General features: G+C 65.7%; 16 protein-coding genes. 9 read left to right on the plus strand and 7 right to left on the minus strand.

Going from position 1 to position 16,157, the window contains the following annotated elements:
• Position 1 precedes the first annotated feature (1 nt).
• Positions 2-2,191: an AAA family ATPase gene (locus tag ACFI9K_RS18640; protein ID WP_462664873.1), complete on the plus strand. Its 2,190-nt coding sequence runs from the start codon at positions 2-4 to the stop codon at positions 2,189-2,191.
• Positions 2,192-2,198: 7 nt separating this feature from the next.
• Here the strand turns inward: ACFI9K_RS18640 and ACFI9K_RS18645 are convergent, their stop codons facing one another.
• Positions 2,199-2,951, minus strand: a complete 753-nt coding sequence (locus ACFI9K_RS18645; RefSeq protein ID WP_462664874.1) for an isocitrate lyase/PEP mutase family protein — start codon at positions 2,949-2,951, stop codon at positions 2,199-2,201.
• A gap of 61 nt (positions 2,952-3,012) precedes the next feature.
• Positions 3,013-3,423, minus strand: coding sequence for an NUDIX hydrolase (locus ACFI9K_RS18650; protein ID WP_462664875.1), 411 nt, complete (start codon positions 3,421-3,423; stop codon positions 3,013-3,015).
• A gap of 230 nt (positions 3,424-3,653) precedes the next feature.
• Between ACFI9K_RS18650 and ACFI9K_RS18655 the strand changes: the two genes are divergently transcribed.
• Genes ACFI9K_RS18655 through mnhG form a run of 6 tightly spaced genes read left to right on the plus strand, consistent with a single transcriptional unit; the run spans position 3,654 to position 10,044 of the window.
• Positions 3,654-6,518 carry a Na+/H+ antiporter subunit A gene (locus ACFI9K_RS18655; protein ID WP_462664876.1) on the plus strand — a complete coding sequence of 955 codons (2,865 nt, stop codon included), beginning with the start codon at positions 3,654-3,656 and terminating at the stop codon, positions 6,516-6,518.
• Positions 6,515-7,162: a Na(+)/H(+) antiporter subunit C gene (locus ACFI9K_RS18660; RefSeq protein WP_462664877.1), complete on the plus strand. Its 648-nt coding sequence runs from the start codon at positions 6,515-6,517 to the stop codon at positions 7,160-7,162. Before ACFI9K_RS18655 ends, ACFI9K_RS18660 begins: the two co-directional genes overlap by 4 nt.
• Positions 7,159-8,802, plus strand: coding sequence for a Na+/H+ antiporter subunit D (locus tag ACFI9K_RS18665; RefSeq protein ID WP_462664878.1), 1,644 nt, complete (start codon positions 7,159-7,161; stop codon positions 8,800-8,802). Before ACFI9K_RS18660 ends, ACFI9K_RS18665 begins: the two co-directional genes overlap by 4 nt.
• Positions 8,803-8,810: 8 nt before the next feature.
• A complete protein-coding gene (locus tag ACFI9K_RS18670; protein WP_462664946.1) occupies positions 8,811-9,452 on the plus strand; it encodes a Na+/H+ antiporter subunit E in 642 nt (213 codons plus the stop codon).
• Positions 9,449-9,706 carry a monovalent cation/H+ antiporter complex subunit F gene (locus tag ACFI9K_RS18675; protein WP_462664879.1) on the plus strand — a complete coding sequence of 86 codons (258 nt, stop codon included), beginning with the start codon at positions 9,449-9,451 and terminating at the stop codon, positions 9,704-9,706. The genes ACFI9K_RS18670 and ACFI9K_RS18675 overlap by 4 nt, the downstream gene beginning before the upstream one ends.
• Positions 9,703-10,044, plus strand: a complete 342-nt coding sequence (gene mnhG, locus ACFI9K_RS18680; RefSeq protein WP_222093982.1) for a monovalent cation/H(+) antiporter subunit G — start codon at positions 9,703-9,705, stop codon at positions 10,042-10,044. The genes ACFI9K_RS18675 and mnhG overlap by 4 nt, the downstream gene beginning before the upstream one ends.
• On the opposite strand, the gene ACFI9K_RS18685 is transcribed toward mnhG, so the two are convergent.
• From ACFI9K_RS18685 to ACFI9K_RS18705, 5 genes are all read right to left on the minus strand, one after another.
• On the minus strand, positions 10,010-11,287 hold the full coding sequence (locus ACFI9K_RS18685) for a phosphatase PAP2 family protein (RefSeq protein WP_462664947.1): 1,278 nt from the start codon (positions 11,285-11,287) through the stop codon (positions 10,010-10,012). The two genes, mnhG and ACFI9K_RS18685, sit on opposite strands and share 35 nt — an antisense overlap.
• 50 nt (positions 11,288-11,337) lie before the next feature.
• Positions 11,338-12,468 (minus strand): glutamate--cysteine ligase, encoded by a 1,131-nt coding sequence (locus ACFI9K_RS18690; protein ID WP_462664880.1) that lies wholly within the window; start codon positions 12,466-12,468, stop codon positions 11,338-11,340.
• Between the two features lies 1 nt (position 12,469).
• The gene (gene sodC / locus ACFI9K_RS18695; RefSeq protein ID WP_462664881.1) at positions 12,470-13,186 is read right to left on the minus strand and encodes a superoxide dismutase[Cu-Zn]; all 717 of its coding nucleotides are present in this window, start codon (positions 13,184-13,186) and stop codon (positions 12,470-12,472) included.
• Positions 13,187-13,321: 135 nt separating this feature from the next.
• Positions 13,322-13,873, minus strand: a complete 552-nt coding sequence (locus ACFI9K_RS18700; RefSeq protein ID WP_462664882.1) for a LytR C-terminal domain-containing protein — start codon at positions 13,871-13,873, stop codon at positions 13,322-13,324.
• A 45-nt stretch (positions 13,874-13,918) separates the two neighbouring features.
• Positions 13,919-14,257, minus strand: a complete 339-nt coding sequence (locus tag ACFI9K_RS18705) for a DUF3263 domain-containing protein (RefSeq protein ID WP_462664883.1) — start codon at positions 14,255-14,257, stop codon at positions 13,919-13,921.
• Positions 14,258-14,580: 323 nt separating this feature from the next.
• On the opposite strand from ACFI9K_RS18705, the gene ACFI9K_RS18710 reads away from it, so the two are divergent.
• On the plus strand, positions 14,581-15,183 hold the full coding sequence (locus ACFI9K_RS18710; protein WP_462664884.1) for a peptide deformylase: 603 nt from the start codon (positions 14,581-14,583) through the stop codon (positions 15,181-15,183).
• A 7-nt stretch (positions 15,184-15,190) separates the two neighbouring features.
• Positions 15,191-16,129: an N-acetylglutamate synthase, CG3035 family gene (locus ACFI9K_RS18715; protein WP_462664885.1), complete on the plus strand. Its 939-nt coding sequence runs from the start codon at positions 15,191-15,193 to the stop codon at positions 16,127-16,129.
• Positions 16,130-16,157: the final 28 nt, after the last annotated feature.

Genomic DNA, 16,157 nt, shown 5'->3' on the forward strand with positions numbered 1-16,157 from the left:
TGTGACCGCATCCCGAACTCCCGAGCTCGTCCTCACCGCACGCCTGAACACCTCGGCGGCCGATGCCAGACGCGGAGTGGTGCGGCTGCATCCGGAGGTACTCGCGGCCCTCGGGCTTCGAGAATGGGATGCGGTGGCGCTCATCGGTTCTCGCCGCACCGCTGCCGTCGTTGCTGCCGCTCCCGAGGGTTCACCGCAGGGCACCGCGCTACTGGACGACGTCACTCTCTCCAATGCCGGGTTGCGTGAGAACGCCACTGTTGCAGCTGCTCCCGTCACCGTCTACGGAGCCAAGACCGTCACGGTGACCGGCTCCGCACTCGCCACCGGTTCCATCTCCGACGACACCTTGCGACAAGCGTTGCTCGGCAAAGTATTGACGGTGGGCGACACGGTGTCTCTGCTCCCCCGCGATCTCGGCCCCGGCACGTCGACGAGTTCGGCTACCCAGGCGCTGTCGAGAACGTTCGGGGTTGCGTGGACCACCGAACTGTTGACCGTCTCGGCCGTCGACCCGTCGGGTGGGCCGGTGAGCGTTCAGCCCAACTCGGCGGTGAGCTGGGGAGTTGGCACCGTGACCGGCTCGGGCACAAGACCATCCGCGTCGGGTCGGCCTGCGCGCGATCCGGTGACGAGAGCTGCTCCCCCACGGGTGAGCGCTGCCGAGCTGGTGGGTGTGAGCACCCAGTCCTCGAAGCTCACCGAGTGGCTGCGGTTGGCTCTGGACGAATCGGAACTGCTGGCCACCCTCGGTGCCTCGCCGCGCCTGGGTGTGCTGATCACCGGTCCGGGCGGGGTGGGCAAGGCCACGCTCGCCCGCGCGGTGATCGGTGAGCGGGCCTGCGTAGTACTGGACGGTCCATCGATCGGCGCACTCGAAGCGTCCGCTCGCGTGGAGCGGGTCACCGCTGCGGTGGACGAACTCGCGGGCTCCGGGGTTCTGGTGATCACCGACGTCGATGCCTTGTTGCCGTCCGATCCCGAACCGGCGTCCACGTTCGTGCTCGACGTGCTGCGCCGGGCCGTCGACACTCCGGGTCTCGCACTGATCGCCACGACGGCACATCCCGACGCCACCGATGCGCGACTACGAGGCCAGGACCTGTGCGATCGCGAGCTCACCCTCACTCTCCCCGACGCCGCCGGCCGCAAGGGATTGCTCGAACACCTACTGAAGAAAGTTCCCCAGGGTGATGTCGACCTCGTCGAGATCGCCTCCCGAACACCGGGGTTCGTTGTCGCAGATCTCGCCGCCCTGGTGCGCGAGGCGGCGCTTCGAGCGGCCGCGCGGGCGTCGAACGATGCAGCGGCTGCCTCGCTGATGCAGGACGACTTGGTCGGCGCACTCCAGGTGATCCGCCCGCTCTCGCGTTCCGGGAGTGAGGAGCTCGCGATCGGAAGCCTGTCCCTCGAGGACGTCGGCGATATGGTCGAGACCAAGCAGGCTCTGACCGAGGCGGTACTGTGGCCGCTGCGGCATCCGGATTCGTTCGCGCGCTTGGGAATCGAACCACCGCGAGGTGTTCTGCTCTACGGCCCACCCGGATGCGGTAAGACCTTCCTGGTGCGAGCCCTGGCCAGTTCCGGGCAGCTGAGCGTCCAGTCGGTCAAGGGCGCGGAGCTGATGGACAAGTGGGTCGGATCCTCGGAAAAGGCTGTGCGCGAACTCTTTCAGCGCGCCCGCGATTCCGCCCCCTCGTTGATTTTCCTCGACGAGGTGGATGCACTCGCGCCTCGGCGCGGGCAGAGTTCGGATTCGGGCGTCGGCGATCGGGTGGTGGCGGCGCTACTCACCGAACTCGACGGCGTCGAACCGTTGCGCGACGTGGTGGTCCTCGGAGCAACCAACCGGCCCGATCTGATCGACCCGGCTCTCCTGCGCCCCGGCCGCCTCGAGCGTCTGGTGTTCGTTCCGCCGCCGGACGCCGATGCTCGAGTGGACATCCTGAAGGCGTCGGGCAAGTCCATTCCGCTCGCCGGTGACGTGGACCTGGAATCTTTGGCCCGCGATCTCGACGGCTACTCCGCCGCAGACTGCGCGGCACTGCTGCGCGAGGCCGCCTTGACCGCGATGCGTCGATCGATGGATGCCGCAGACGTCACGGCCGCCGATGTCGCCACCGCCCGGGCGACGGTCAAGCCGTCACTCGATCCCGAGCAGGTGGCGCATCTGCAGGCCTACGGGTCGTGAGCCGCTCTCACTTCCAGCGGGCGAGAACTTCTTCTGCACGCTTGGCGAGCACCATCTGGAAGATCGGTCCGAAGCTGATGCGACCGACACCGAGGGATGCGAAGTGCGACAGGTCGCCTTCGGCGGGGTTGGCGATGGCATTGATCGGCAGTGGGAGTTCCTCGGCCAGACGCTTGTAATCGGCGTCGTTGTGGAAGCCGACGGGGTAGAGCGAGTCGGCTCCGGCTGCGGCGGCCAGCTTCAGGCGGGCGATGGCGCGGTCGACGCGGTCGCTCTCGTCGCCGATCTCCTTGACGAACAGGTCGGTGCGGGCGTTGATGACCACGTGGACGTCGGTGGCGTCCGATGCCGCGCGCAGTGCGCCGACGAAGTCGGCGTGTTCCTGCGCTTCGCGGAGGCGTCCACCCTCACTGTGCACGGTGTCCTCGATGTTGAGGCCGACGGCTCCGGCGGAGATGAGTCCGTCGATCAGGCGCTTGGGGTCCTCGCCGTAGCCGGATTCGATGTCGACCGAGAGCGGCGCATCGACGGCCGCGGAGATCTGGGAGATGCGGGCGAGGAGTTCGTCGAAGGTGATGCCCTCGTTGTCCGGCTTGCCGATGGAGTCCGAGACGGGGTGGCTGCCGACAGTGAGCGCGGTGAATCCGGCCGAGACTGCGAGGTTGGCGGACCAGGCGTCCCATACGGTCGGCAACACGACCGGATTGCCCGGCTGATGCAGCTCGAGCAGGGTGGTGGCTTTCTGAGACAGGTTCGACATGAAGACTCCTTCGCGGCGGCGGTGGAGAACGTACGTTCTCTCACCCGTCAACGTACCCGCTTCAGTCGATCAAATCGAGTGCTTGCATTCGGTCGAACACCATCAGTGACCCCGGGGCGACGTCGGGCATCGCCGCGTACTCGTCGCGGGTGAAATACCTGATCTCGGCGATTTCGCTGGTCGGCACCGGATCGTCGGACAAATCGGCTAGGAAGCAGGTCATTTCGAGCGGTGTCCCCGCAGCATGTCCCCAGGCCTCGCACTCGAACACTCCGAGGAATCGAGCGCCGATCACCGCTGCGTCCAGCTCTTCCCTGATCTCGCGGTGCAACGCCTGCTCGGCAGTCTCACCGGGGTCGATCTTGCCGCCTGCCATATAGAAGGCGGACTTACCGACCGACCTCGTCTGGATCATTCTGCGGTCCCGAACGTAAGCCAATCCGGCTGTGCGAATCGGCCTCGGATCGCTCACTCGGATCGACTCTCCCTCTCGAAAACATCCGTTTTGTACCGCTGGGGCCGCCGCCGACCACGCAAAGTAGGATGGTTATCGACAGCCAAGGTTCCACCGTTCGGTGGCCGGTTCGTTATTTCTCAAAGCCATAGGTCGAATTTCAGACAGATTCCACACCCTACTCATCGCCGCCCTACGACCACCGCCTCGGCCTCGCAGCCGATGCGACCGAGACGACGGAGTGATTTTTGCTCGCCATTCTTCTTGCGCACGCCGCCGCAGCGCTGCTCGCGCCGCTGCTCGTCCGGTGGTGGGGACGCAATGCATTCTTTCCGCTGGCCTTGGTCCCACTGCTCAGCCTGATCTGGGTGTTCGGTAACTGGAACACCGAACAAAAGCTTCACATCGAGTGGGTTCCTGGTCTGTCGATGGACATCGACATGCGCTTCGACTCCCTCGCCGCCATCATGTCCCTGCTGGTGCTGGGCATCGGCGCGTTGATTTTGCTCTACTGCGCGCGCTACTTCGAGGACGACGAGCCACGACTGGGACTGTTCGCTGCCGAGATGGTCGCGTTCTCGGGAGCAATGTTCGGCCTCATCACCAGCGACAACATGCTGGTGCTCTACATCTTCTGGGAAATCACCACCGTTCTGTCGTTCCTGCTGGTCGGCCACTACGCCGAACGGGCGTCGAGCAGGCGCGCCGCCACCCAGGCCCTGCTCGTCACCACCGCAGGCGGGCTGGCGATGTTGGTCGGCATCATCGTCCTCGGCCAAGCCGCAGGGTCGTACAACCTCTCCGAGGTCGTCGCGAATGCTCCGGGCGGCTGGCTGCCCGGGGTGGCCATCGTGCTCATCCTCATCGGTGCGCTGAGCAAGTCGGCCATCGTGCCGCTGCACTTCTGGCTCCCCGGCGCTATGGCCGCACCGACGCCGGTCAGTGGTTATCTGCACGCCGCAGCGATGGTGAAGGCGGGCATCTACCTGGTGGCACGGCTTGCCCCGGGCTTCGCCGACTCGGGTCCGTGGCGCGCCACCGTCATCAGCCTGGGCCTGCTGTCGATGATCCTGGCCGGGTGGAGAGCACTGCGTGCGTTCGACCTCAAACTCATCCTGGCGTTCGGAACCGTCAGCCAGCTCGGCTTCCTGATGGTGCTGGTGGGCATCGGCTCGGAGAAGGCCATGCTCGCGGGTCTGACGATGGTGATCGCGCACGCGATGTTCAAAGCGACGCTGTTCATGGTCGTCGGCGTCGTCGATCACACGACCGGTACGCGCGACATCCGCAAGCTCGCTCACCTCGGCAAGAAGGCCCCGTGGCTCGCCGCCATCGCCGCGCTCGCGGCCGCCAGCATGGCCGGGTTACCGCCCTTGATCGGTTTCGTCGGCAAAGAGACGGCCTTGTCGTCAGTGATCAGCACTCCGACGCTGAATCCCACGGTCGCCGCCGTCGTGGTCGCCGGCTTGGTGATCGGGTCGATTCTGACCATGACCTACAGCATCCGGTTCGTCTGGGGTGCGTTCGGCCGCAAGCAGCTCAAGCGCCCGAGCCCGTCGGTGAAGAACATGCACGCACCGTCCGCACTGTTCCTGGCCGCGCCGGCGTTCCTGGCCGTCCTCGGTGTGGTCGGCGGCTTCGCCTCCCCCGTCGTCGACCACATCGTCAGTCCCTACGCCCGCACGCTGCCGTCGTACGGCCAGGAGCCCTACCACCTCGCGTTGTGGCACGGATTCAACCTGCCGTTGCTGCTGACGGTCGTCGTGGTCACGGGCGGCGTCGCGCTCTTCGTCGCCCACCGGGTGGTCAACCGGCTCAAGTTCGAGCACCCACCGCTCGGCAACGCCGACCGCATCTACGACAACGTCCTCAAGTTCATGGACACGCTGTCCATCCGTCTCACCGGCACCACGCAGCGCGGTTCACTCCCCCTCACCCAGGGCACCATCCTGCTGACCCTGGTGCTGCTGCCGATCATCGTGTTGATCGTGGGGCAGGAACCGGGTCTGGACTACACGCTGTGGAACACCCCGCTGCAGTTGGTCGTCGGAGTGATCATGATCGCGGGCGGCCTCGGCGCAACCGTCATGCGAAACCGTCTGGCCAGCGTCATCCTTGTCGGACTCACGGGGTACGGCTGCGGCGTCATCTTCGCCATCCACGGTGCCCCGGACCTCGCTTTGACTCAGTTCCTCGTCGAAACGCTGACCCTCGTGGTCTTCGTGCTGGTGCTGCGCAAGCTACCGGCCGAGGTCGACGACCGTGGCTCGGCCGGATCCCGCGGACCTCGTGCTGCGCTGGCGATCGCCGTCGGTGCCACCGTCAGCGTGCTCGGCGCATTCGCGATGAACGCCCGCAGCGCCGCTCCGGTATCGCTGCAGTTCCCCGAGGCCGCCTACGAGCTGGGCGATGGGAAGAACATCGTCAACGTGATTCTCGTCGACATCCGCGCCTGGGACACCCTGGGCGAAATCTGCGTCCTACTCGTGGCCGCGACGGGCGTGGCCAGCCTGGTCTTCCGCAACCGGCGGTTCGGCAGCGCTCCGCGGGTGTCCGACGCCCCCGCATCGAACGCCTCGTCATCGGACTCCGACGCGAACTACGGGGCGGAGACGACGTGGCTGCTGGGCGGCGATCTGATCGATCCGCGTCATCGCTCGCTGATTCTCGAGGTCACGACGCGGTTGATCTTCCCGACGATCATGGTGCTCTCGATCTACTTCTTCTTCTCCGGCCACAACGCCCCCGGCGGCGGTTTCGCCGGTGGACTCACGGCCGGCTTGGCGTTGGTGCTGCGGTATCTCGCCGGTGGCCGCTACGAGCTAGGGGAGGCGGTGCCGATCGATGCCGGGAAAATCCTCGGTCTGGGATTGATCTTCGCAGCCGGCACCGCAGTGGCATCGATGTTCCTCGGTGCACCGGCACTGTCGTCGGCGACGATCGAAGTGACGCTGCCGATCCTCGGTGACATCAAACTGGTCACCGCTTTGTTCTTCGACCTCGGTGTGTACCTCATCGTGGTCGGGTTGGTACTCGACGTGCTGCGCAGTCTCGGCGCGCGTCTCGACGCACAGGTGGAAATGCAGAGCCAAGGCCGAGTGAGCGCCCCATGACCGCTGATCTCGGAATGCTCGTCCTCGTCGGCGTACTCGTCGCCGCCGGTGTCTACCTTCTGCTCGAACGCAGCATCACCAAGATGCTGCTCGGCCTGCTGATGTTCGGCAACGGCGTCAACCTGCTGCTGCTCACCGTCGGTGGGCGGGCCGGTACGCCGCCCATCGTGGGCCGGGACAACTCCCTGGGCCAGAGCATGGCAGATCCGTTGGCGCAGGCGATGATCCTCACGGCAATCGTCATCACCATGGGCATCGCGGCCTTCGTCCTCGCGCTCGCCTACCGCTCGTTCACGCTCAACACCAAGGACGACGTCGAGAACGACCCCGAGGACACGAAGGTCTCCAAGCGGCGGTCGATGGCCGAAGCACCCGACCGTGACCGTTCCGACGATCCGGTGACGGGCGAACCGAGCTTCGGCGGTGATGCGTTCGACTCGAAGGGCAACCCGATTCCGATCGAGCAGATCAAGAACCTCGAAGACCTCGAATGCTACGAGGATCTCCACGACGGCGACTTCGACAACGACGACGACAACCCGGAATTGAGCGGACTCGACGGACTCGATTCGGCCGAAAAAGATCGCACCGCCGAAAAAGACCACACTGCCGACAAGGACGAGAAGAAGGGAGACGACGCATGACGATCTCCCCGGGTGTGATCGATGCCCTGACGCCTCTGCCCGTTCTCATTCCGATGCTCGCGGCGGCACTGACGCTGGTGCTGGGGCGTCGACCTCGCGCGCAGCGTTTCCTCACCCTCGTCGCACTGACCGCCGTGGTCGTGATCTCCTCGATGATGCTCTACCTCGCCGATCGCGATGGCACCAGCGCACTTCAGGTCGGTGGGTGGGATTCACCGCTCGGTATTTCCCTTGTGGTGGACCGGCTTTCGGCGATGATGCTCGTCGTCTCGTCGATCGTGCTGCTTGCGGTCATGGTGTATTCGATCGGTCAGGGCATTCGCGACGGCAGCGAAAATCAGCCGGTCTCGATCTTCCTGCCGACGTATCTCGCGCTGACCGCGGGCGTGTGCAACGCGTTCCTGGCGGGCGACCTCTTCAATCTGTTCGTCGGCTTCGAGGTACTGCTCGCGGCCTCGTTCGTGCTGCTGACGCTGGGAGCCAGTGCGGACCGCGTGCGTGCAGGCGTCTCGTACGTCATGGTCTCGATGGTGTCCTCGCTGATCTTCCTGATCGGCATCGCACTGGTCTACGGCGCCACCGGAACGCTGAACCTGGCCCACATCGCCGTGCGGATGGACGACATCCCGTCCGGCACCCGTACCGCCATCTTCGCGGTGTTGCTGGTGGCCTTCGGCATCAAGGCCGCGGTGTTCCCGCTGTCGACGTGGCTTCCCGACTCGTATCCCACGGCCCCGGCTCCGGTCACCGCAGTGTTCGCCGGCTTGCTCACGAAAGTCGGTGTCTATGCGATCATTCGCGCGCACACGCTGCTGTTCCCCGACGGTTCTCTGGACAACGTGCTGATGGTCTGCGGACTGCTGACGATGCTCGTCGGCATCCTCGGCTCCATCGCGCAGAGCGACATCAAACGATTGCTGTCGTTCACCCTCGTCAGCCACATCGGCTACATGATCTTCGGTGTCGCGCTGTCGACCCAAGCGGGATTGTCCGGCTCGATCTATTACGTCGCGCACCACATTCTGGTGCAGACCACCCTGTTCCTCGTCGTCGGACTGATCGAGCGCCAAGCCGGTTCGTCGTCGCTGCGGCGGCTCGGCGGATTGGCTGCAGCCAGCCCGGTGTTGGCGATCGTCTTCTTGGTACCGGCCCTCAATCTCGGTGGCATTCCCCCGTTCTCGGGCTTCATCGGCAAGGTCGCATTGCTGCAGGCCGGTAGCGCACAGGGCAGTGTGTTGGCCTGGTTGCTCGTCGCCGGTGGCACCGTCACCAGCCTGTTGACGCTTTACGTGGTGGCCCGCGTGTGGACCAAAGCGTTCTGGCGCGCACGCGCCGACGCACCCGAGGGCGATCTGGCGGACAACAGCCCGTCCGCACTGCTCGACGACTCGTCGGACATCCAGTTCGGTGACCGCGAGGACGTCGGCCGGATGCCGGCCTTCATGCTGATTCCGACGATCGGGCTCGTCGTCGTCGGTCTGGCCATGACGGTGTTCGCGGGCCGCATCATCGACATCAGCGATCGGGCCGCAGCGGACCTCCGCGATCGCTCGGTCTACATCGACGCGGTGCGCGGCGCGGAATTCGTCGGCGATCAGGCCTACGAGCAGGCGCGCGCGGACGAGGAGGGCACCCGATGAAGATGAAGATGGACCGCTCGATTCTGCTGCGCCTGTGGACCCTCGCGTGGCTGACGGCGATCTGGGTGTTGTTGTGGGGCAACGTCTCTGCAGCCAACATTCTCGGTGGTATTGCGGTGGGACTGCTGATCATGGTGCTGCTGCCCCTACCACGGGTACCGGTCGAGGGCCGTATCCACGTCTTCTCACTCGTCAAGCTCGCCGTCGTATTCCTTTACTACGCAGGCGAATCCAGCGTCAATGTGGCGTGGTTGGCGATCCGCCCGAAGGCACCGCCTGTCACCGGTGTACTCCGCTGCCGCATCGCGATCAAATCCGATCTGGTGCTCACGCTTTTCGTCGACGCGATGAACCTGGTGCCCGGGACCATGGTGCTCGAGATAGACCGAACCAGACGCTTGCTCTACGTCCACGTGTTGGACATGGGCACTCAGAAGGCCGTGGACGGGTTCTACGCCTACGTCCGACACTTGGAGAAATTGTTCATCGCGGGCTTCGAGCGGGACTCCGATTGGAAGCCCAGCCCCCTGCACTACCAGGAGTACGAGCGGTACCACGGAGTGTTCGGCGACGACCCGATCAATCCCGACTCGGACACTCCCCGGGACGACAAGAAGACCGACGACAAGAGGAAGGGGGATTGGTCGTGACCGTCGTACTCACCGTGGCCGGCGTCCTCCTGATCGCCGCCGCAGTCCTGACCGCATTCCGACTGCTCGACGGCCCGAGCACACTCGACCGACTCGTCGCCATGGACACGATTCTCGCCGTCTCCATGTGCGGCCTGGCTGTGTGGGCCGTCTACAGCCGCGACACCACCCTGGTACCGGCGATCGTCGCGCTGTCGCTGGTCAGCTTCGTCGGGTCGGTCAGCATCGCGCGATTCCGGGTGAGGGACGAATGAGCACCGTAGCCCAGACCATTGCGTCCGTTTTCATTCTGCTGGGGGCGCTGTTGGCGTTCACGGCGGCCGTGGGCATCGTGCGCTTTCCCGACACTCTCTCGCGCATGCACGCGGCCACCAAGCCGCAGGTGGTCGGCCTGATCATGGTGTTGATCGGTGCCATCATCAGCCTGCGCGGGAACGTCGATATCTGGATGCTCGTGCTCGTCGGACTCTTCACGCTGGTGACCGCTCCGGTGATCGCCCATACGGTCGGCCGCGTGGCCTACCGTGAGCAGCGGGGTCGCGACGGCCTGCTGATCGTCAACGAGATGGAACCCGACGAGTCCGATCGGTAGCGAGAGTGAAATCGGCGAAGAACACCGCGTGGAAGCCGAACGCCATGGCAGCCAGGACGCCGAGAACGAGGGGCCCGAACACCTGGGGGTACGACGCGAACTCGGCGGCCAGGTAGCGGTAGCTCAGCAGGAGGGCCGCCATCGCGGCGCATCCGTAGGCCACCAATGTGATGCGCGCGCGATCCCAGCCACGCTCAGGGTCACGGAGGACGGATTCGAGGGTCAGGCACAGCACCGCGCCGGCCACCAGATCCACGCCGTAGTGGTAGCCGAATCCGAGCGTCGCGGCGAGAGTACCGAGCAGCCACAGGGTGCCGCCCGCGCGCAGCCATCTCGGGCCGCGTCGGGAATGGATGAAGATGCTCAGTGCCCACGCGGTGTGCAGGCTCGGCATGCAGTTGCGCGGGGTCTGCGAGTCGAACGGAAATTCGCCGAGCGCGCCCACGGGTGACAGCGCCTGCGACGGCCACGAATCGAACGCGAACATCGGTCCCACCACCGGGAACAGCAGATAGAACACCGGTCCGACGAGTCCGATGAGAAGGAACGTGCGAAACAGGAAGTGCCGCGGCCATGCCGCACCCGCGGCCACTCCGCGGAGCTGATACAGCGCGACGACGATCGCCGCGACCGGAAGCTGAATGTAGATCCAGTGCAGGGTTGCTTCGGCGATCGGACCGAGGCGATCGAGAAGGCCGCCAAGAACCCAGGACGGATTCCCGAGGGCGTGATCGGCTGCGTAGGCGTACTCGTCGAGCACGGTGGGGGCGACGAGGCTGGTGATGTGCAACCAGGCGTCACCTGCCTTGGTCGCGAGCAACAACAGCGCGCCGAGAGCGATACCGCGCATCGCCCGGGCATCACCCCGTCGGACAGCCAGAACCGCGAGGACGACCAACACCAGCGACGGACCGTTGCCGACCGTCGGGGTGGCGTCGAACACGAACCGGAGACCGAGCGCAGCAGCGTCGATCAGCGCGGCAACGGCCAGCGCGCGTAGCCGATGAGCAGTGTTCAGTCCGACTGTGGCCAGGACCAGCGCCGCCCACGGCAAGGACATCGACTTCGGGGTGCCGAACAGGTCGTTCCAGACGCTCGGCAGCGGGCCGGGAAAGTTCCAGGTCGACGCGACGATCTGCAGAAGTAACAGGAACAGCGCGACGAGAGCAGCTCCGACGATCAGGGGGCGAACAGAGCTCTCACGTGTCGACTCGACCTCGACGCTCCCGACGTCCCCCTGCAGCACGTCGTTGATCGTAAACGCTGAGTGAACACAACGTTAAATACAAAGGGTCACAATTGGAGCTCGGTGACCAACGACTCCACGACGGCGCGCAGATCGCCACCGGTCTGTGCGGCCACCGCACGCTGGCGTTGGTAGGACGCCCCCAGCCGGGGAATGTCGGCCACGGCGGCCAGCTCGTCGACGCAGTTCAACCGCACGGCAGTGGGCGTCAACTTCTCGAGCAGGTCGTGCAAATCATCGGTGACCAGGCGCTCGTTGCTGCTCGAGTCCAGGATGATCTCGGCGTCGAGGCCGTACCGGGCCGCGCGCCACTTGTTCTCCTGCACGTGCCACGGCGGGATGGACGGCAGCGTCTCCCCCGCTTCGAGTCGTTCGTCGAGATAGACGATGAGGCAGTGCGTCAATGCGACGAGAGCTGCCAGCTCCCGCTTGCTCGACGCCCCGTCGCACACTCGGACCTCGATGGTCCCCCACTTCGGTGCGGGCCGGATGTCCCAGTGCATGCCGCCGAGTTGCTCGATGACGCCGGTCTTGAGCTGGTCCCGCACGAATCCCTCGAACGCAGACCAGTCCTCGAACTGGAACGGCAGACCGGCTGTCGGCAGTTGCTGGAACATCAGCGCCCGGTTGCTGGCGTATCCGGTGTCGTTTCCCGCCCAGATCGGCGAGGACGCCGACAACGCCAGCAGGTGTGGGTACTGCAGCAGCAGCGAGTTGAGAATGGGAAAGACCTTGTGCGGCGACGAGACTCCCACGTGCACGTGCACTCCCCAGATCAGCATCTGCCGACCCCACCACTGGGTACGAGCGATCAACTCGTCGTAGCTCGGGGAGCTGGTGAGCTGCTGAGTGGACCACTCCGCAAACGGGTGCGTGCCCGCCGAGAACAGGTCGATCCCCAGTGGATCCGCGGCGCGGCGCACCAGGTCCAGTGAGCCGCCGAGATCCTCCATGGCTTCCCCGACGTTCTCGCACACTCCGGTGACGAGTTCGACGGTGTTGCGCAGCAGTTCCTTCGTCACCCGCGGGGTGTCCCCGGCGATGTCGCGGACACCGTCCATGACCGCCTCGGCGGAATTGACCAGGTCTCGCGTGTTCTTGTCGACCAGTGCGATCTCCCACTCGACGCCGAGTGTCGGGCGCGGTGAACTGGCGAAGTGGATCCGGGGAGCGCTCAAACTACTGCAGTACCGCGCACGCAGCCCGAGCACCGGCGTCGCCGGTCATCAGGGTCGTCATATCCGGCACCGCAGCACCGTCGGGCAGCGTGTAGCGCGGCGGGATGTTGGCGAAGTTGTCGGTTCCTTCGTGCACGATCACCGATGTTCCGGCCCCGCCCGCACGCAGATCGTCGAGCGTGATCGCATCGGTCGTGGTGACGAGCCTGCCGGTACCGTCCTCACCGACCTGGATGGACGTCAGGTCACCACTGGAGGGATGCTCGGTGCGGCCGTCGACCTGCAGGTGGCCGCCTGCGGACAGGAATGCACCCGGTTCGCCGCCGGTGGGTGCAACGGAGTTGGGCTCGCAGGCGCCGACGGTATGGACGTGGAAGCCGTGGAAGCCGGGCGTCATGTTCTCGACCTCGGCGGTGACGGTGAGCTTCTCACCCTCGGCCGCGAACGTCACCGTGCCCACCTCGGCACCGGAGGCGTTGCGGAGGGTGCCCTCGATGGTGTCTTCGGAACCCGACTCGGACTCGGCGCGGCCGTCACCTGCAGTAGCGGCCGCCGAGGGATCGGACTCGCCGGTCCAGACCGGCGGGACGGTGCCCGGGGCATCGGACGCAACTTCGCCGTTGCCGCAGGCGGAGAGCCCGAGTGCTGCGATCGCGAGGACCGGCACCGCGTAACGCAACGATCGGGTCGAAGCAGTGCGTCGCTTGAACATGTCCATCGGAAATCGCTCCTCTTTCAGGCAGTTTCGCCGGGCTCGGAAAATAATAACGTGCCACCCGATTCGACCGAACCGGGCACGTCGTGGACGTGCAGGACCAGTGAGTCTTTCCCCGCCGGTCGGGTCCGAAAACAGCTACTGGGTCACGATGACGACCACGCCGACCGTGGATTCCAGCGAGGCCGGCTTGGCCTCGGCCGGAACGCCGAGTTCAGTGGCGATCGACTGCGCGGCCTGCTCTTCGCCTGCAGCAGTTCCGTAGTACACCGCCGTCTGGGCGAACTGCGCCTCGCTGAAGTTTCCGGTTTCGGCGACGTTCCACCCCCCGGCGGTCAACGTGCTGGCGGTGCCGGCTGCGAGACCGGACACGTTGGAGTTGTTCAGTACCCGCACTTCGACGTCGGCGGAGGTTCCCGACGTGGTGGCGCTGCCCGAGGTAGTGGGTGCCGCGCTGGTGGTGGACACGTCACCTGCTGGTAGCTGCGCTGCGGGGGCTTGCGTCGTCGGTGCGGCGGCAACCGCTGCACTCGTGGTCTCGGCCGCAGTCGGCTCGGCGGCCGCCTCGTCGGAATCGGAACCGGTGAGCGAGAGTGCGCCGATCGCTGCGAACAGGATCGCGAGCGAGATCAACACCATCGCCAGAGCGCGGAGTGGTGGCCCGGTCTGTTCCGGGTTGGGGCTGCTCACGTACTCGACCCTAGCCGACCGTCCGATATCGATCGTCGGGACAGCTCAGACGTCGAAACCGAGTCGACGCGCCGCACGTGCCTTCTGCCGGCTCGCCCGCAGGCGACGCAGACGCTTGACCAGCATGGGATCCGCAGCGAGGGCTTCGGGACGATCGACCAAGGCGTTCAGGATCTGGTAGTAGCGGGTGGCCGACATGGAGAAGAGTTCCTTGATGGCCTCTTCCTTGGCTCCGGCGTACTTCCACCACTGCCGCTCGAAGGACAGGATGTCGTGCTCTCGTCGACTCAGGCCGTCTGCACCGACTTCGTTCGGATCCTGCGAGCCGTCCGAACTTCCCGGTTGCTGAGCCTGATTCGAGTCACGCGCTGCTGCGCCGTCCATCCCACTCCTCGACTTCTCGACTCCCTGGGCCTGCACGAACACCGAACTCGTCCGAGACCGACCCTGGGGAAATCTGCTTCCCCCAGTACTGCCGGCACCCGTACGAGCACCGACCGAATTACACAGTTGTACTTCGAGAGTCATTCAACCATGCTCGACGCCTGTGGGACGGCTCCCGCGAGGTACCGGCGCGTGGCGTGTTCGACGAGCACCGGCAGTGCACCCGGCCTCGCACACCACCTACAACTCTGGGTCATTCCGCAGGCTCCACTCCCCACCGCTGGGTCATTCCGCAGGCTCCACTCCCGGTATCCTTGTCGACCATGGCAATTCTTCCCATCCGGATCGTCGGCGATCCGGTGCTGCACACCGCAACCTCTCCCGTCACCGAGTCACCCGCCGAGCTGGCCGAGCTGATCGCCGACATGTACGAGACCCTGGCCGCCGCGAACGGCGTCGGACTCGCGGCGAATCAGGTGGGTGTCGGCAAGCGTCTGTTCATCTACGACTGCCCCGATCAAGGCGCGGACGGCAAAGTAGTCCGTCGCCGCGGTGAGGTCGTCAACCCCGTTCTCGAGACGTCCGAGATTCCCGAGACGATGCCCGATCCCGACGACGACGACGAGGGCTGCCTTTCGGTGCCCGGAGAGCAGCACCCCACCGGCCGCGCCGAGTGGGCTCGGGTGACCGGTACCGACGCCAACGGCGATCCAGTCGACATCGAGGGCCGAGGCTTCTTCGCACGGATGCTTCAGCACGAAGTGGGTCATCTCGACGGCTTCCTCTACACCGACGTGCTCATCGGACGACATGCGCGAGCGGCGAAGAAGGCCATCAAGCGCGCGGGTTGGGGCGTGCCGGGACTGAGTTGGACGCCCGGCACCGTCGACGATCCGTTCGGTCACGACGACGAAGACGAGGACTGACAGCTCGATGACCGTTCCGCCGGGGACGCGGGTGATGCTCCGCTATCGGCTGCCGCCCGGGCACACTCATCCGATGACGGACGTCATCGGCGAACTGGTGTCGGCGGATGCGGTCGCTGTCTCGGTCCGAGCCAAGGACGGCGCTCTGGTGCAGGTCGCCGTCGAACGCGTTGTTGCCTTGAAACCGTTGGGTCCCAAACCGATTCGAACCTCGGAGATTCGGGCACTCGAAGCGGCCGCGGCCGACGGATGGCCGGGTGTGCACCAAGAATGGATTGCCGGCTGGCAGTTGCGTTTCGGGCACGGGTTCACCGGTCGCGCCAATTCGGCGGTACCCCTCGAGCCCGGCGCAACAGCGGACGTCGAGACGGTAGCGGCGATCGCCGCACGATACGAGGCGCGAGGCCAACAGCCGATCCTCGCGCTTCCCGACCGTCTGGCTTCCGCGCCGACTGGATGGCCGACGTTCAACGAGACTGTCGTCATGGCGGCGGACATCTCGAATCTAGTTCTCCGCGAGGGTGATTCGCCTGTCGTCGTATCCGCGGAACCGAACGCCGACTGGTTGAGTTCTCTGCGCTACCAGGGCCGGGAGGCGTCTGCGGGTGCTGCCGAGGTGGTCTCGGCTGTTCGCGACGGAACCGTCGGTTTCGGTGCGATCGGGATCGCCGGAGCCGGTTCGATCGCAGTGGGCCGAGCGGCCGTGACCACCGCCCCCGGCGGTCGTCACTGGGTGGGGTTGACCTCGCTGTGGGTCGCTCCCGAGCATCGCCGCAACGGTCTGGGCACGCTGATGTGCGGCGAGCTGGTGCGATGGGGACGCGAGAACGGCGCGAGCCATGCGTATCTCCAGGTCGCCGTCGACAACGCCGCCGCGCTCGACCTGTATCGAGACCTCGGCTTCACCGACCATCACCACTACCGCTACGCACGACCGGATTCGTGATGACGCGATCGGACCGACACCCTGTCGG

The organism is Rhodococcus sp. PSi06 (assembly GCF_054960675.1).

Coding starts and splice junctions, on each gene's coding strand:
- ACFI9K_RS18715 (WP_462664885.1), top strand. CDS start 15,191: ATGACCGTTCCGCCGGGGACGCGGGTGATGCTCCGCTATCGGCTGCCG.
- ACFI9K_RS18710 (WP_462664884.1), top strand. CDS start 14,581: ATGGCAATTCTTCCCATCCGGATCGTCGGCGATCCGGTGCTGCACACC.
- ACFI9K_RS18645 (WP_462664874.1), bottom strand. CDS start 2,951: ATGTCGAACCTGTCTCAGAAAGCCACCACCCTGCTCGAGCTGCATCAG.
- ACFI9K_RS18665 (WP_462664878.1), top strand. CDS start 7,159: ATGACGATCTCCCCGGGTGTGATCGATGCCCTGACGCCTCTGCCCGTT.
- ACFI9K_RS18660 (WP_462664877.1), top strand. CDS start 6,515: ATGACCGCTGATCTCGGAATGCTCGTCCTCGTCGGCGTACTCGTCGCC.
- mnhG (WP_222093982.1), top strand. CDS start 9,703: ATGAGCACCGTAGCCCAGACCATTGCGTCCGTTTTCATTCTGCTGGGG.
- ACFI9K_RS18705 (WP_462664883.1), bottom strand. CDS start 14,257: ATGGACGGCGCAGCAGCGCGTGACTCGAATCAGGCTCAGCAACCGGGA.
- sodC (WP_462664881.1), bottom strand. CDS start 13,186: ATGGACATGTTCAAGCGACGCACTGCTTCGACCCGATCGTTGCGTTAC.
- ACFI9K_RS18670 (WP_462664946.1), top strand. CDS start 8,811: ATGGACCGCTCGATTCTGCTGCGCCTGTGGACCCTCGCGTGGCTGACG.